Raw genomic sequence first — 15,704 nt, 5'->3', positions numbered from 1 at the left:
CTTTCCTGGTCGCGCTCACACGTTGTTCAACACCGGGCGGAGCCCCGGCATGCCCGCCGTTGTGGATATCTCTGTGGATCCTCGGTGGGTAACCGGTGGACTAGTCACCGCGGGGTGTGAACTACATGTGGATGAATGACAACGGTGTAACTACTAGATGTAGGGATCGTACGACGACTGCGCCGAGCGCGCAATACCTGACCCGCCCTGCGCCGGGCCGCCCCGGGGACCGGTCCCTGAACAGCGCGAATGCCCTGCTCCGGGCGGGTCGGCCCGGGCGTGGGAGCGGAATCGGCGGCTCGCGGACCAGTCGGTAACCTAGGGGCAGCACGGGGCCAGCCATCAACGCACCACACGAGGTGAAATCCATGTCCGAACGAGTGAACGTCGACGGTCTGCAGATCGAGACGGTGCTCTACGACTTCATCAACGACGAGGCTCTGCCCGGCACCGGCGTCGCGCCGGATGCGTTCTGGTCCGGCGCCGCGAAGGTCATCACCGACCTGGCCCCGCGAAACCGTGAACTCCTGGGCACCCGCGACACCATGCAGCAGCAGATCGACGAGTACCACCGCCAGAATCCCGACTTGGACGCCGAGGATTACCGGCAGTTCCTGACCCGGATCGGCTACCTCGTGCCGCCGCCCGGGGCCTTCCAGGTCACCACGGCCGGCGTCGACTCCGAGATCGCCGACACCGCCGGGCCCCAGCTGGTGGTGCCGGTCCTCAACGCTCGTTTCGCGATCAACGCCGCCAACGCCCGCTGGGGGTCGCTGTACGACGCCCTGTACGGCACCGACGCCATACCCGAGACCGAGGGAGCCGAGAAGGGGTCCTCCTACAACACGGTTCGTGGCGCGAAGGTGATTGCGTTCGCCAAGGACTTCCTGGATCGCGCCGTCCCGCTCGAGGGCGCGTCGTACGCCGATGCCACCGGTTTCGCGGTGAGCGAGGGTGCCCTGCAGGTGCGCACCGAGACGGGCACGGTCGGGCTGGCCGATCCGGCGCAGTTCGTCGGTTACACGGGTCAACCGACGGCGCCCAGCTCGATCCTGCTGCGGCACAACGGTCTTCACCTCGACATCGAGATCGACCCGTCGTCGCCGATCGGCGCATCGGACCCCGCCGGTATCAAAGACGTCGCGGTCGAGTCCGCGATCACCACGATCATGGACTTCGAGGACTCGGTCGCAGCGGTGGACGCCGAGGACAAGGTGGTTGGCTACCGCAACTGGCTGGGGTTGAACAAGGGCGATCTTGCCGAGCGGATCGAGAAGAACGGCAAGAGCTTCACCCGCGTGCTGAACCCCAACCGTGAATACACCGCTCCCGACGGAACCACCTTCGAGCTGCACGGTCGTTCGCTGCTGTTCGTGCGCAACGTGGGTCACCTGATGACCAACGACGCGATCTTGGATGCGGAGGGCAACGAGGTCCCTGAGGGGATCCTGGACGCGCTGTTCACGTCGCTGATCGGCATCCACGGCCTGTCGGCCGACGGGCTGCAGAACTCTCGCACGGGTTCGATCTACATCGTCAAGCCCAAGATGCACGGACCGGACGAGGTGGCCTTCACGGTGGAGTTGTTCGAGCGGGTCGAGCAGGTGCTCGGCCTTCCGGCGCGCACGCTCAAGGTCGGCATCATGGACGAAGAGCGCCGTACCACGGTCAACCTCGCGGCCTGCATCAACGCTGCCGCCGACCGGGTGGTCTTCATCAACACCGGGTTCCTGGACCGCACGGGCGATGAGATCCACACCTCGATGCTCGCGGGACCGATGGTGCGCAAGGGCGAGATGAAGACCCAGACCTGGATCACGGCGTACGAGGACTTCAATGTCGACACCGGCCTGGCGGCCGGGCTGCCGCACAAGGCGCAGATCGGTAAGGGCATGTGGGCCATGCCCGACCTGATGCACGACATGCTGGAGCAGAAGATCGCACATCCCAAGTCGGGCGCCACGACAGCGTGGGTGCCCTCCCCGACCGCCGCCACCTTGCACGCACTGCACTACCACGAGGTCGATGTCTTTGCGGTCCAGCAGGAGCTGGCCGGCCGCACCCGGGCAAGCGTCGAGCAGATCCTGACGATCCCGGTCGCCGTGCACCCGGACTGGAGCGAGCAGGAGCGCCAGGAGGAGATCGACAACAACTGTCAGTCGATCCTGGGATACGTCGTCCGCTGGATCGATCACGGCGTCGGCTGTTCGAAGGTGCCTGACATCCACGATGTCGCGCTGATGGAGGACCGGGCCACCCTGCGGATCTCCAGCCAGCTTCTGGCGAACTGGTTGCAGCACGGGGTGATCACGCAGGACCAGGTCATCGACTCCTTGAAGCGGATGGCCGTGGTGGTCGACCAGCAGAACGCGGGCGATCCGGCCTACCGGCCGATGGAGCCGGACTTCGAGACCAACATCGCCTGGCAGGCCGCTCGAGACCTGATCTTGCTCGGCGCGCAGCAGCCGTCGGGTTACACCGAGCCCTTGCTGCACGCGCGGCGCCGCGAGTTCAAGGCAGCCAACGCCTGACCGGATCAGCCGGCTCTACCGGTCAGCGCGGGATCAGTAACGTCTGACCCGCGCTGACCTGCAGCGAATTCAGGTCGTTGGCCAGTTGGACCCGCACGACGGCCTCCTGCACGGGCAGTTGCGGCAGCGCGTTGTGGGCCACTTCGGACAGGGTCTGTCCGGACTGCACGACCACCGACGCCGGACCGGCCGGCGCCGGCGCGATCGCGTGGGCGACGAGCACGCCGCACAGGGCTGTCATCGCTGCCAGGACCGTACCGATCGCCACGACGCCGCGCCGGGTCAGCCGCAGTCGGGTCGCGGACTTGGCCGTCGGGGCGCCGACAACCGGAACCGGGAACGACGTCGGGTGCAGATCCGGAACCAACCGCAAGTGGGGACGCGTGGGACGGGCGACGGGAACGAGAACGGGGACTGCGCTCATGGCTTCCTCCTGACACGGTGTGGCTCGACCGATCGGTGAACCGCTGACACCTGTGGAAATCGAACAGGCGTTCGATTTCCGTTCGTTACGATGTATAGCACGCTTGTTCGAAGAGGGACAAGGGCCGTCGGCGACCTCGCCGGTGGCCTGGCCGGGAAATTCGCGGCGACACGCGTCGTACACATGTTTGGAACTCGTGTGCGAACGCCCTAGCCTGAATCGCATAGCCGTTGTCTTCATGGACACAGCACACCAGTGACCACCGACAACATCGCTCGCCGCGCCATTCGGCGGGTTTCGCAGACAGGGAGACGGACCTGATGGGCAAGATCCACGAGATGCCGGAACGCCGTGACGGTCGCGGACTGACGCCGCGGCAGCGCAAGGTGCTGGAAGTGATCCGCAGTTCGGTGCAACGCCGGGGTTATCCGCCGAGCCTGCGCGAGATCGGCGAGGCCGTCGGTCTGACCAGCCCCAGTTCCGTAGCCCACCAGCTGTCCATGCTGGAACGCCTGGGGTACATCCGTCGCGACCCGAACCTGCCGCGGGCGATCGAGGTGCTCCCCTTGACGAGGCTCCGGGCAAGCGGCGGCGCAGCTCCGCGGCGAACGCCGGCGGGCGCCGGACGGCGCCGGTGGATGCCGACGACGGCACCGGGTACGACGAGACGGGAGTCGGCGACGAACGCCCGGCCGCGTCGTACGTTCCGGTGGTCGGCCGGATCGCGGCGGGCGGACCGATCCTGGCCGAGCAACTCGTAGAGGACGTTTTCCCGCTGCCCAAGCAGTTGGTGGGTGAGGGCGACCTGTTCCTGCTCAAAGTGGTCGGTGACTCGATGGTCGATGCGGCCATCTGCGACGGTGACTGGGTGGTGGTCCGTCAGCAGCAGACTGCCGACAACGGCGACATCGTGGCCGCAATGCTGGACAACGAGGCCACCGTCAAGACCTTCAAACGCACCTCGGACAAGGTCTGGCTGCTGCCGCACAACGAGCAGTACTCCCCTATCGACGGCACGGATGCCACCATCCTGGGCAAGGTCACGGCGGTCCTGCGACGGATCTGATCCGCACGGTCAGGCGCTGATCGGCGCTCCGACGGCTCGCACCAGTTCGGCCAGTGATGGCCCCAACGGCGCATCCAGTTTCGCCGTGAGCTCGGCGTCGCCGCGGGTCCAGCCGTGCGTGATGGCCAGCACCGGGATGTCGTGTGCCGCAGCCCGGCGCACGAAGCGGTAGCCGGACATCACCGCCAACGACGAGCCGAGAACGAGTAAAGACCGGGAGTTCTCGACCGCGTCGAAGCACTGCTGCACCAGGTCGCGCGGTACCGATTCGCCGAACATGACGACGTCGGGTTTGAGCAGGTCCGAACCGCATGCAGGGCAGTGCGCCATGCGAAAGGTGCGCACCTGCTCCTCGTCCAGCGCCACGTCGCCGTCGGGTCGCAACGCCGCGTCGGCGGATCGGTTGAAGTCCGGATTGAGCACTTCGAAACAGGCGTCGATCAGCGAGCGCGGGAAGTGCTGGCCGCACGCCTTGCACACGACCCGGTCGAGGTTGCCGTGCAATTCGATGACGTCGTGTGCGCCGGCCTGTTGGTGCAGGCCGTCGACGTTCTGGGTGATGATCGTGTCCACCAAACCGGCCCGCTGCAACTGCGCGACCGCTTCATGCCCGATGTTGGGGCGCGCCGCGGCGAATCGGGGCCAGCCCACGTAGGAACGGGCCCAATAACGCTGCCGCGCTTCAGCGGTGGCCAACAACTCGGCGGCCGTCATCGGCTGGATGCGCCGCTCTCCCGCAGCGGTCCGGTAGTCCGGGATCCCCGACTCGGTCGATAGGCCGGCCCCCGACAAAACGGTGACCCCGCCAGCGGCAACCGCATCGACGATCGCTTCCCAGGCAGCGGCTGAATCGCTCACCACTCCAGTGTCACACCTGACGTACCGGCGCTGGTTCGCGCGGGGCAGCGGCCATTACCGAAATCGCAATCGACCTACGTCAACATAACGAGAACTTATATATTGAGGTATCATGGGGGAATGATCGATGCCGCCGGCCTGCGCGTGATCCGGGCCATTTCCGAGGAAGGCAGCTTCACTGCTGCCGCTGCATCCCTGGGCTACTCCCAACCCGCCATCTCCCAGATGGTGCGCCGCCTGGAAGAGCGCACCGGGACGGTGTTGGTGGAGCGGCTCGGCCGCAATGTCCGCCTGACCGAGGCCGGCGCGGTACTGGCGCGCCACGCGGGTCCGGTCCTTGCGGCTCTCGAGGCGGCCGAATCCGAAGTGGCTGCGATCGCCGGACTGCGCGCCGGCCGCGTCCGGCTGATGGCCTTCCCGTCGGCCTCGTCGACGATGGTGCCCCGCGCGCTGGCACTGGTGAAGGAACGTTTCCCCGACATCCAGGTCACCTTCGCCGAGGCCGAACCGCCGGAGTCGCTGGCCGCCCTGCGCGCCGGCGAATGCGATGTCGCGGTGGCCTTCGCCTACGAGGGCACCGACCTCGGCCGGGGCGAGGACGACATGGAGCCGTTCGAGGTCATCAAACTGCTGGACGAGCAGGTGAAGGTCGCGCTGCCCCGCAACCACCGGTTCGCGACCGCATCCGAGGTCAACCTCGCTGACCTGGCGGACGAGCCCTGGATCGCCGGCTGTCCGCGATGTCGCGGTCACCTTCTGGCACTGGCCGCCACTGCGGGGTTCAGCCCCGACGTCGCGTTCCAGACCGAGGACAACGTCGCGGTGTCCGGACTGATCGCCGAGGGTCTCGGCGTGGCCCTGATGCCGGACCTGATCTCGCACTCGATCAGTAACCCCGGGATCGTCACCGTCCCGATCGAGCAGACCTCGCGTCGCGCCGTGTACGCCGTCACCACACCCGACCTGCAGCGCGTCCCCGCCGTCGCCGCCACGCTGAACGCCCTGACCGAGGCTGCGCAGTCGGTCGCCCTGGTCCCCCAGGCGACCTGAGAACTCACCGGCGGGTGCGCACCTGGACCGCACCCGCCGTACCCGACACGATCACATCGCCCCCCAGGTCGGTCCGGAACACTGCCGACCCCGCCGAACGCAACAAGTCGAGGGTCGCCGGCGCGGGGTGCCCGTAGTCGTTGTCGACACCGACACTGATGACGGACACGCTGGGACGTACGGCGTCGATGAGTGCCGGCAGCTGGTTCTTCGAACCGTGGTGGGCGACTTTGAGTACGTCGAACTGCGGCTGACTCTCCGCCCTCAACTCGCCGAGAACCGCTGCGTCGGCTTCTCTTTCGAGATCTCCGGTCATCAGTAACCGCAGGCCGTGTGCGTGCAGGTCCAGCGTCACACTCGCGTTGTTCTGCACCGAACCCGCCGCGATGGTCCGGGCCGGCCACAGCACGGCGGCCACCACATCCGGTGCCCAGGTGAGCACGTCACCGGTGCGCACCGTTCGAATCGGAACTGCGGCAGCAGCGGCAAGCGCGCGAACCTGCGGCTCCCGGCTGGGTTCCTCCTCGGACCCGGCACCACCGGCGGCGTCGACGGGGGTCGTCAGGATCTGGCGGACCGTCCGGCCCCGCAGCACGCCGCCAAGACCATCGACATGGTCAGCGTGAAAGTGCGTCAACACAACGGTGTCGATCCGGCTGACACCCAGTCGCTGCAAACAGTCGTCCATCGCGTCCGGTTCGGGGCCGGTGTCGATCACCACCGCCTGTCCCCCACCGAGATTGATCACGCCGCCATCTCCCTGACCGACATCGCACGCAACGTAAACCCACTGCGGTGGAACGAAATTCACCCCCGGCACGGGCACGAGGAGCGCCAGCACGACGACCGCTCCCGCGGCCGGAGCACCGGGGTGCCGGCGGCAGCGCTCGATGAGCCAGGGGCCGCTCAGCAACGCAGCCAGGGTCAGCGCCGCCAGCAGCAGCGCACCCGGTGCGCCCGGGGGCCACGGCACGGAACCGCCGGGCACACGGGCGAAGGCATGCGCGATCCGGGCGATCACCAGCGCGGGCAGTGCGGCTGCGTGTGCCGGCAACCAGGCCGCCGCCGACCCGAACGGCGCACACAACACCGTCGCCACCCCCGCCAGCGTGGCGGGGGCTACGAACGGGGCGGCGAGCAGGTTGGCCGGCACTCCGACCACGGTCACCGAGGACTGCAGCAACACGATCACCGGCCCGCACACTGCCTGGGCCGCAAGTGGAATCGCGACGGCGTCCGCGACCGGACGAGCGCGGCTCGGCAGACGCATCGCTATCGCAGCACCCCAGGGCCGGGCGAAGAAGATCAACCCCGCCGTAGCCAGGGCCGAGAGGGCGAACCCGAACGAGCCGGCCAGCCACGGATCGACGATCAGGAGTACGACGATCGCAGCGCCCAGCGCAGCCGGACCCGCCCGTCGTCCGCTCCAGGTCATGGCCAGCCCGGCGATCGCACCCATGACGCCTGCCCTGAGCACGCTCGGCTCCGGTCGGCACAACAGAATGAACAGCACCAACGCCAGCAGCACGAAGGGCATCCGCCACCGAGCGCGCACTCTCAACCATCCGGCTATCCAGGTGGTGGCCATCATCACGAACACGACGTTGGAACCGGACACGGCATTCAGGTGGGTCATTCCCGTGGCCCGCATGTCAGCCGACAGTTGCGGCGGGATGCGACTCGTGTCGCCGATGACCATCGCCGGCACCAGACCGGCGGCGTCGCCGGGTAGCCCCGCGGTCACGTCCCGGAGGTCGGATCGCAGCCGCTCCATCCCCCGTGTCACCAGCCCCGGCCGCGCCAGCACGAGCGGCGCCCCGCTGGCCGAGCCCAGGGCCACCACGTCGTCGGCGGCACTCTGGGCCGGCTTCAACCGCAACCGGAAACGGACCGTGTCGTGCCAGCTCACCGAGGCCCAGCTGTCGTCGGCGAAGACCAGTACCGGGGAACTGACCGCGCTGGTCACGTTGTCCAGGGTCACCCGGGTGCACCCGACCCGCACGAGGAGCAGCGTTCGCCCGGCTGCCCCCGCAATCGGCCGTGGATCGCTTTGCACGACGCCCTCGCATTCGAGCGTCCGATGCGACTGCGCCGCAGCGGGAACCGGGCCAGCCTCGCGCATCACCCGTTGGCATCCGGTGACCACGACCAGGCAGCTCACCACGCAACCCACGAGCACCAACGCCTGCCGCCGCCGGATCACCACGGCTCGCGACTGCCTGGTCATGACTTCCTCGCGCCCGCCGCGAAGAACTCGCCAGACACCCACAGCGCTGGCCAGCCCTCCGACCGCGGCCAGAAGAGCAACGCCCGCGGCCGGCAGCCGCAGCGCCGCAAGCACCGCGATCCACCCGATCGCCGCGGCCAGCAATAGCCGCAGGTCGTGGACCGGCGCACCGGGCTCAGCGGACCGCTTCACGCCCGGACCAGAGGTCGCAACTGCTCCATCAGTTTGGCGCCGATACCGCTGACCTCGTCCAGTTGGTCGACACTGCGGAAAGGGCCGTTGCTTTCGCGGTACTGGACGATCCGGGCGGCAAGTACCGGTCCGACTCCCGGCAGGGCGTCGAGCGCGGACGCGTCGGCCGTGTTCAGGTCCACCGGAGCCGAGGCGGTCCCCGTGCCGCTGCCCGCCGGCGCCGGCCCGGGTGCCGCGGTCACCTCCTGGCCGGGCCGAGGTACGACGATCTGCTCACCGTCCTGCACATGACGCGCGAGATTCACCCGGGTCAGATCGGCACTGTCCAGCAGACCGCCGGCTGCGCGTACGACGTCCTGAACCCGCGCGTCCGGCGCCACCGTCACCACACCAGGGTGCGCCACCTGGCCGAGCACGTGCACTTCGATCCGGGCAGTGGTGCCGCTCGTGCCACCGGAGGGCGACGATTCCGTTGGCGCAGACGTGGATCGGCCGGTTGCGGGCGTGGACGACTTCGGGACGCCGGCGAGTGCAACCGGCGTGCCGAAGGTGTGCGGCTGATTGTTGGCTCGAGCCAGCACAGCCCTGACCGCGAACAAGGACATGGCCACCAACGCCACGACGAGAACGCCGAGCACGGCGCGCCGGCCGGGTGCCAGACGTGCCTGCCGGAAGGCGACCGGCATCCGCACCAGCGGCGTAGTGTCGCCCGGAGACTGCGCGTGCCGTGCCGCGCGGCTCAGGGGCGCACCGCTCGTCCCCCGGCCGGATCCGGGGGTCAGCGTCGACGCAGCGGGCGAGGGCGCATCGGCGTACCGCCATTGCTCCGGCGGCGGCAGATCGGGACGTGGCCCCCGGCGGCGGGGACGGCGACCCGTCCGGCGAGCGGGCTCTCGGTCCGGTGGCTCCGGCAGCCAGCCCGGCACCCGCCGGACCGCCTCCAACTGCGCCAGTGCGGCCGCCAGCTGGTCGGGTTCTGCGTCGCGGGTAGCCATACCGGCGACGCTACGATCAGGGTTCCGCCGGAGTCTGCAGGAATCGCAGCCGGTGTGGACAACGCACGCCGCAGGGCTCCGAAGGGCTTGCCCCTGTGGAGAACTCAGTCCTCGCCGAAGCCGGAGGCGACCAGATCGGCCAAGGCGTCGACCCCTTCGCGGGCCTGCGGGCCGGTACCGGTCAAGTGCAGCTCGGTGCCCTTCCGGGCGCCCAGGCTCATCACTTCCAGCAGACTGCTCGCGTCCGCACCGTTGACCGTGAGTTCGGCGTCGAACTCACCGGCCGTCTGTACGAACAGCGCTGCCGGCCGGGCGTGCAGACCCACCTCGTTGACCACGGTGACCGTCCGGGAAACCTGATCCGCGGATTGGTCCGGCGCAGCCGGGGCAGAGGGTGCGGCCGGGGCAGAGGGTGCGGCCGGGGCAGAAGCGGGCGCCGACGCCTGCTCGGCGGCCGCCCGGACCGTGTCCAGATCAGCCCCGCCCTGTGCCGATACGGCAGCGGCGATGGCACCCTCCACCAGTGGAGCATCTGCGATGACCGCAGCGGCCGGATCGTCGACGAATTCGACTGCCGTCTCGGCCGTCATGACCGCTGAACCCAGGTCGCACAACACCAGCACGCCGTCACCGGACTCGGCCTGCGACAGGCCCTGCTGCACCTTCTCGAAGCTGGTCCCGATGCCGCCGTCGTCGGTGCCGCCGGCGGCCACGATACGGACATCGGCAGCCATCTGGGCGGCGAGGTCGACGACTCCTTCGGCGATCTTGGCGCTGTGCGAGACGACAACCAGGCCGACGGTCACGGGGATACCTCAGCCGCCGCCTTCAGGAGCAGTGCCGACGAGACCGACCCCGGGTCGCGATGTCCGATCGCTCGCTCACCCAGATAGGACGCCCGGCCCTTGCGCGCAATCAGCGGGTCGGTCTTCTCCGACCCCACTTTCGCGGCGTCGGCCGCAGCGGAGAGAATCTGCTGCTCGGTCGCACCCTCAGCCAGCGCGTCCTCGGCAGCTCGGACCGCCGGAGTCCAGGCATCGACCATCGTCTTGTCGCCGACCTCCGCCTTGCCGCGGGCGACGATGCCGTCGCGCGCGGCCTGCAGGAGAGCGACGATGCCAGCGCCGTCCAGCTCGTCCTCGTCCTTCACCGCCTGGGACGCCTTGAGGAACGCCGTTCCGTACAGCGGTCCCGACGCGCCGCCGACCGTCGAGATAAGCGTGGTGGCAACGGTTTTCAGAATGTCGGACGGTGAGGCGTCGGCCGGCAGCTCCGTGACCTTGGCAGAGACCGCCTTGAAACCACGGTCCATGTTCTCGCCGTGGTCCCCGTCACCGATCTCGCGGTCCAGCCGGATCAGCTCGGTGCGGTTGTCCGCAATGTACTGGGCGCTGCGGGCCACCCATTCGCGTACCCACTGTGAGTTCAGAGCCATCAGTCACCGCCCCCATCGCAGCGCGGCGGTCTGCACCGGCGCATCCCACAGCTGCGTGAATTCATCATCCAGTCGCAGAACACTCACGGAAAACCCCTGCATCTCAAGGCTGGTCGTGTAGTTGCCCACCAGACTACGGGTGACCGTGATGCCCCGCTCGGCGAGGTACCCGTGTGCACGCCGGAACGCGATGTACAGCTCGATCAACGGGGTACCTCCCATCCCGTTCACCAGCAGCAACACATTGTCTCCGCTGCGGAACGGCAGGTCGTCGACCACCGCGGTCATCATCCGGTCGACGATGGCATCGGCCGGCTCCATGGCGCGCTTCTCCCGGCCCGGCTCGCCGTGGATGCCGATCCCGAGTTCGTACTCGTCCTCGCCCAGTTCGAAACTGGGCTCACCCGCGTGCGGCACCGTGCACGGAGTCAGGGCCATGCCCATCGTGCGCACCTCGGCGTTGACCCGCTCGGCGATCGCCGCCACCGCATCGAGGTCGTCGCCGCGTTGGGCCGCTGCGCCGGCGATCTTCTCGACCAGCACCGTGCCGGCCACGCCGCGGCGACCCGCGGTGTACAGCGAATCCTTCACGGCCACATCGTCATTGATGACCACGGCGCGGACCTCGATGTCCTCCGCGAGGGCCAGATCCGCGGCGGTTTCGAAATTCAACACGTCGCCGGTGTAGTTCTTCACGATGTGCAGGACGCCGGCACCGCCGTCCACGGCCTTCGTGGCCTCGACGATCGGGTCCGGTGTCGGTGAGGTGAACACCGCTCCGGGCACGGCGGCGTCGAGCATGCCGTAACCGACGAAGCCGCCGTGCAGCGGTTCGTGCCCTGACCCACCCCCGGACACCAGTGCCACCTTGCCCTTGATCGGAGCATCCGCCCGCCGGATGTGATCGGGGTCGGTCTTGACGGTCAGTTCGGGGTGTGCAAGAGCCATCCCCTCCAGCGCCTCGGCGACGACTTCGGACGGATCGTTGATGATCTTCTTCACTGCCGGCTCCTTCGCGACCCACCGTGCACCGCCACCGGCGGTGTGGGTCCTCCTTGACCCACGGGTCCTCTACCCGAATCTAGCCGAGCAGCCGTAACGGCGGGAGGCCTGTGCGCCAGGCCGCTCAGTCCGCTGAAGGCACTCCCGGAAAGCCGGTGGGCCGCGGTGACGCGGCGACCGCGATCGTGCCCGGCCCCACGTGTGCGCCGACCACCGCGCCCACTTCGACCACGATCACGCGTGCGATGTCCGGGCCGTGCTCAGCCAGCCGCTCGGCAACCTGCTCCGCGCGATCCTGCGCCGCGAGGTGCATGACCGCCACGTCGATGCCGGCCGAGGCGCCCATCACCGAGATGGCCTCGTGGGTCAGTTCCTCCAGCCGGGCGATCGCCTTTGCCGACGTGCGCACCCGCGCCAGGGGTTCGACCTGGCCGTCCCGCAGCTGAAGCAAGGGCTTGATCGCCAGGGCCGACCCGAAATACTGCGACGCCCGGCCGATCCGGCCCCCGCGCCGCAGATACTCCAGCGTGTCCACGTAGAAGTACATGCTGGACGACCTCGCGCGCTCCAGTGCGACCTTCGTCACGACGTCCGCCGGCTCACCGACCTGCGCAGCCTGCGCTGCGGACGCTACGGCGTACCCCATTGCCATGCCGAGCGTTTCGCTGTCGACGGTGTGCACGGGGATGGGCGCAGAGCGGGCCGCGATGTCCGCGGACGACAGCGTCGCCGAGACCGTGGACGAGAGGTGGATCGAGACGATCTCGTCGTAACCTTCCTGCGCGATCTGCTCGTACGCCTGCATGAAGACGCCCGGGGAGGGACGTGAGGTGGTGACCCGTTTGCCGGAGCGCAGGTCAGCCGTCAGGTCCGCGGGCGCGTAGTCGACGCCCTCGTCGTAGGAGACCCCGTCGACGATGACGTGCACCGGAACGGTGAAGATCCGCAGCGCGGACTGCAGGTCCGGCGGCAGGTACGCCGTGGTGTCGGTGACGACCGCTACACGCATGGGCGGGTGATCAGTTCGCGACGATGTTGACCAGTTTCGGCGCGCGCACGATCACCTTGCGCACCGTTTTGCCGTCGATCGCCGCTTGAATCCTGGGGCTGGCCAGGGCGAGTGCCTCCAGCTCGGCTTCGCTCACCCCGGGCGCGACCTCCAGCCGGTCGCGGACCTTGCCGGCGATCTGCACGACACAGGTCACCGTGTCCTCGACCAGCAGCGCGGGATCGGCCTGGGGAAAGGCTGCGAACGCCAACGAATCACCGTGCCCCAGTCGCTGCCACAACTCCTCGGCGACGTGCGGTGCCAGCGGGGCGGTCATCAGCACCAGCGCCTCGACGACCTCTCGCGGCGGCGAATCCTGCTTCGTCACAGCGTTGTTCAGTTCGATCAACTTCGCGACGGCGGTGTTGAAGTGAAGGTTGCCGAAGTCGGTGCGCACCCCGTCGATGGTTTTGTGCAGCAGGCGCTGCAGATCGACCGACGGCGCCTCGTCGACGACGCGGACCTGCCCGGTCTGCTCGTCGATCGCGTTGCGCCACAGGCGCTGCAGGAAGCGTTGCGCGCCCACGACGGCTCGGGTCTCCCAGGGGCGGGACATCTCCAGCGGCCCCATCGACATCTCGTAGACGCGGAAGGTGTCGGCGCCGTACTGGTCGCACATCTCATCGGGCGTGACGACGTTCTTGAGCGACTTGCCCATCTTCCCGTATTCGCGGGTGACCGGCTGATCGTTCCAGGTGTACCTACCCTCCGACGGCTCGATCACCTCGGCCGCGGGAACGACCTGGCCGCGCGCGTCTCGGAAGTGGTAGGCCTGCACGTACCCCTGGTTGATCAACCGGCGGAACGGCTCGCTGGCGCTGACTTCACCCAGGTCGAAGAGGACCTTCTGCCAGAACCGGGAATACAGCAGGTGCAGAACGGCGTGCTCGACCCCGCCGACGTACAGGTCCACGCCACCGGGATCGCCGTCGACGCCCAGACCGGTGCCCCGGCCCGGACCCATCCAGTACTCCTCGCAACCGCGGTCCACGAACCGGTCCTGGTTGGCCGGGTCGGTGTATCGGATTTCGTACCAACAGGATCCGGCCCAGTTAGGCATCGTGTTGGTCTCCCGACGGTACTTCTTGACTCCGTCGCCCAGGTCCAACTCGACCTCGACCCAGTCGGTCGCGCGGGACAGCGGCGACTCCGGCTCGGACTCGGCGTCCAGCGGGTCGTACGTCTTGGGCGAGTAGTCCGCCACCTCCGGCAACTCCACCGGCAGCATCGAGTCCGGTAACGCGTGCGCCACACCGTCCTCGTCGTAGACGATCGGGAACGGTTCTCCCCAGTACCGCTGCCGGCTGAACAGCCAGTCGCGCAGCTTGTAGGTGACCGTGCCTTCACCGATGCCCTCGGCCTGCAAGTAGTCGATGATCGCGGCTTTCGCCTCGGCGATGCTCATGCCGTTCAACGAGATTCGCTCGTTCGCGGAGTTGATCGCCGGACCCTCGCCGGTGAATGCCTGGTCCTCCGGGTGGCCCTGCGTGGGTTGCACGGTGCGGATGATCGGCAGGTCGTAGGCCTTGGCGTAGTCCCAGTCGCGGGCGTCCTGCGCGGGGACCGCCATGATCGCACCGGTGCCGTAGCCCATCAGCACGTAGTCGGCGATGAAGACCGGCACCATCGCGCCCGAGACCGGGTTGGTCGCGAAGGCACCGGTGAACACCCCGGTCTTGGCCTTGTCGTCGATCTGCCGCTCCAGGTCGGACTTGCGAGAGGCCGCCAGCCGGTACGCCGCCACGGCCTCGGCGGGCGAGCCCGCCGTCCCGGTCCACGCCGGCAGGGACCCGTCGGGCCAGGCGTCGGGGATGATCTCGTCCACCAACGGGTGCTCGGGGGCCAGCACCATGAAGGTGGCTCCGAAGATCGTGTCCGGACGTGTCGTGAACACCTCGATCGGCGTTTCCGAGCCCGTCACCGGGAACCGGATCGAAGCACCCGTTGAACGTCCGATCCAGTTGCGCTGCATCGCCTTTACCGGCTCTGGCCAGTCCAGGTGGTCCAGGTCGTCGATCAGCCGATCGGCGTACGCGGTGATCCGCATCATCCACTGCGGCAGGTTGCGCTTGAAGACCGGGAAGTCGCCGCGCTCGGTCAGTCCCTCGTTGGTGACCTCCTCGTTGGAGACCACGGTGCCCAGACCCGGCGCCCAGTTCACCGGAGAGGAGGACTTGTAGGCCAACCGGCGGTCGTCGACGATGGCCCGCTGCTGCTCATCGCTCAGTGAGGCCCACGCGGCACCGGTCGGTGTCGGGATGGAACCGTCGGCCAACCCAGCCACCAGTTCCTCGATCGGCCGCGCCTTGCCCAGCGCCTCGTCGTACCACGCGTTGTAGATGCGCAGGAAGATCCACTGCGTCCATCGGTAGTAGTCCGGATCGATCGTCGCGAACGCCCGGCGTTTGTCGTGCGACAGCCCCAGCTGCCTCAGCTGCCGGTTGTAGGTGACGATGTTGTCCTCGGTCGTCTTGCGCGGGTGCTGCCCGGTCTGCACGGCGTACTGCTCGGCGGGCAGTCCGAACGCATCGAAGCCCATCATGTAGAGCACGTTGTGACCGGTCATGCGCTGGTAGCGAGCGAAGACGTCGGTCGCGATGAAACCCAGCGGGTGCCCGACGTGCAGGCCGGCCCCCGAGGGGTAGGGGAACATGTCCTGCAGCATGAACTTCGGCCGGTCGCCGACGGCGTCCGGGTCGGCCCACGGGCCGCTGGGGTTGGGCGCCTCGAAGGTGCCGTGCTCCTCCCAGAACTCCTGCCAGGTGCGTTCGATCTGCCCCGCCAGGGCCGCGGTGTAGCGGTGCGGCGGCTGGTCGCCGGTCTCGCTCGCGGAGGTCGGGCTGGTTGCCTCAGTCATCTGCTGCTCTCTTGACGGT

General features: G+C 68.3%; 11 protein-coding genes and 1 pseudogene. 3 read left to right on the top strand and 9 right to left on the bottom strand.

All coding sequences use genetic code 11. The features are described from left to right. Positions 1–368 precede the first annotated feature (368 nt). Positions 369–2,531, top strand: coding sequence for a malate synthase G (locus ACFQBT_RS06055; protein ID WP_377821149.1), 2,163 nt, complete (start codon positions 369–371; stop codon positions 2,529–2,531). Positions 2,532–2,553: 22 nt separating this feature from the next. On the opposite strand, the gene ACFQBT_RS06050 is transcribed toward ACFQBT_RS06055, so the two are convergent. Further along, positions 2,554–2,955, bottom strand: a complete 402-nt coding sequence (locus ACFQBT_RS06050; protein ID WP_377821147.1) for a LysM peptidoglycan-binding domain-containing protein — start codon at positions 2,953–2,955, stop codon at positions 2,554–2,556. A 320-nt stretch (positions 2,956–3,275) separates the two neighbouring features. Here ACFQBT_RS06050 and lexA point away from each other — a divergent pair. Further along, positions 3,276–4,021: pseudogene (lexA, locus tag ACFQBT_RS06045) on the top strand (transcriptional repressor LexA). A gap of 9 nt (positions 4,022–4,030) precedes the next feature. Here the strand turns inward: lexA and ACFQBT_RS06040 are convergent. After that, positions 4,031–4,879, bottom strand: coding sequence for an NAD-dependent protein deacetylase (locus ACFQBT_RS06040; RefSeq protein ID WP_377821145.1), 849 nt, complete (start codon positions 4,877–4,879; stop codon positions 4,031–4,033). Positions 4,880–4,999: 120 nt separating this feature from the next. Between ACFQBT_RS06040 and ACFQBT_RS06035 the strand changes: the two genes are divergently transcribed. Beyond that, positions 5,000–5,929 (top strand): LysR family transcriptional regulator, encoded by a 930-nt coding sequence (locus tag ACFQBT_RS06035; protein ID WP_377821143.1) that lies wholly within the window; start codon positions 5,000–5,002, stop codon positions 5,927–5,929. A gap of 4 nt (positions 5,930–5,933) precedes the next feature. On the opposite strand, the gene ACFQBT_RS06030 is transcribed toward ACFQBT_RS06035, so the two are convergent. The 7 genes from ACFQBT_RS06030 to leuS all read right to left on the bottom strand — a co-directional run bounded on the left by ACFQBT_RS06030 (position 5,934) and on the right by leuS (position 15,685). Beyond that, positions 5,934–8,348 (bottom strand): ComEC/Rec2 family competence protein, encoded by a 2,415-nt coding sequence (locus tag ACFQBT_RS06030; protein WP_377821141.1) that lies wholly within the window; start codon positions 8,346–8,348, stop codon positions 5,934–5,936. After that, entirely contained in the window at positions 8,345–9,343 is a 999-nt protein-coding gene (locus ACFQBT_RS06025) for a ComEA family DNA-binding protein (RefSeq protein WP_377821139.1), read from the bottom strand. The genes ACFQBT_RS06030 and ACFQBT_RS06025 overlap by 4 nt, the downstream gene beginning before the upstream one ends. Positions 9,344–9,447: 104 nt before the next feature. Next, on the bottom strand, positions 9,448–10,149 hold the full coding sequence (dhaM, locus tag ACFQBT_RS06020; RefSeq protein WP_377821137.1) for a dihydroxyacetone kinase phosphoryl donor subunit DhaM: 702 nt from the start codon (positions 10,147–10,149) through the stop codon (positions 9,448–9,450). Next, positions 10,146–10,778 carry a dihydroxyacetone kinase subunit DhaL gene (gene dhaL / locus ACFQBT_RS06015; RefSeq protein WP_377821136.1) on the bottom strand — a complete coding sequence of 211 codons (633 nt, stop codon included), beginning with the start codon at positions 10,776–10,778 and terminating at the stop codon, positions 10,146–10,148. Before dhaL ends, dhaM begins: the two co-directional genes overlap by 4 nt. 3 nt (positions 10,779–10,781) lie before the next feature. Continuing rightward, the gene (gene dhaK / locus ACFQBT_RS06010) at positions 10,782–11,780 is read right to left on the bottom strand and encodes a dihydroxyacetone kinase subunit DhaK (RefSeq protein ID WP_377821133.1); all 999 of its coding nucleotides are present in this window, start codon (positions 11,778–11,780) and stop codon (positions 10,782–10,784) included. A gap of 124 nt (positions 11,781–11,904) precedes the next feature. Next, positions 11,905–12,789: a DegV family protein gene (locus ACFQBT_RS06005; RefSeq protein WP_377821131.1), complete on the bottom strand. Its 885-nt coding sequence runs from the start codon at positions 12,787–12,789 to the stop codon at positions 11,905–11,907. Between the two features lie 10 nt (positions 12,790–12,799). Next, positions 12,800–15,685: a leucine--tRNA ligase gene (leuS, locus tag ACFQBT_RS06000; protein ID WP_377821130.1), complete on the bottom strand. Its 2,886-nt coding sequence runs from the start codon at positions 15,683–15,685 to the stop codon at positions 12,800–12,802. Positions 15,686–15,704 lie beyond the last annotated feature (19 nt).

Source organism: Branchiibius cervicis (assembly GCF_042661605.1).
GTDB classification, from domain to species: Bacteria; Actinomycetota; Actinomycetes; order Actinomycetales; family Dermatophilaceae; genus Branchiibius; species Branchiibius cervicis.
This window is presented reverse-complemented; position numbering and strand designations above follow the sequence as displayed.

Bases quoted from the DNA above. Each gene is read 5' to 3' on its own strand.
- ACFQBT_RS06055 (WP_377821149.1), top strand. From the start codon at position 369: ATGTCCGAACGAGTGAACGTCGACGGTCTGCAGATCGAGACGGTGCTC.
- ACFQBT_RS06050 (WP_377821147.1), bottom strand. From the start codon at position 2,955: ATGAGCGCAGTCCCCGTTCTCGTTCCCGTCGCCCGTCCCACGCGTCCC.
- ACFQBT_RS06035 (WP_377821143.1), top strand. From the start codon at position 5,000: ATGATCGATGCCGCCGGCCTGCGCGTGATCCGGGCCATTTCCGAGGAA.
- ACFQBT_RS06025 (WP_377821139.1), bottom strand. From the start codon at position 9,343: ATGGCTACCCGCGACGCAGAACCCGACCAGCTGGCGGCCGCACTGGCG.
- dhaL (WP_377821136.1), bottom strand. From the start codon at position 10,778: ATGGCTCTGAACTCACAGTGGGTACGCGAATGGGTGGCCCGCAGCGCC.
- ACFQBT_RS06005 (WP_377821131.1), bottom strand. From the start codon at position 12,789: ATGCGTGTAGCGGTCGTCACCGACACCACGGCGTACCTGCCGCCGGAC.
- leuS (WP_377821130.1), bottom strand. From the start codon at position 15,685: ATGACTGAGGCAACCAGCCCGACCTCCGCGAGCGAGACCGGCGACCAG.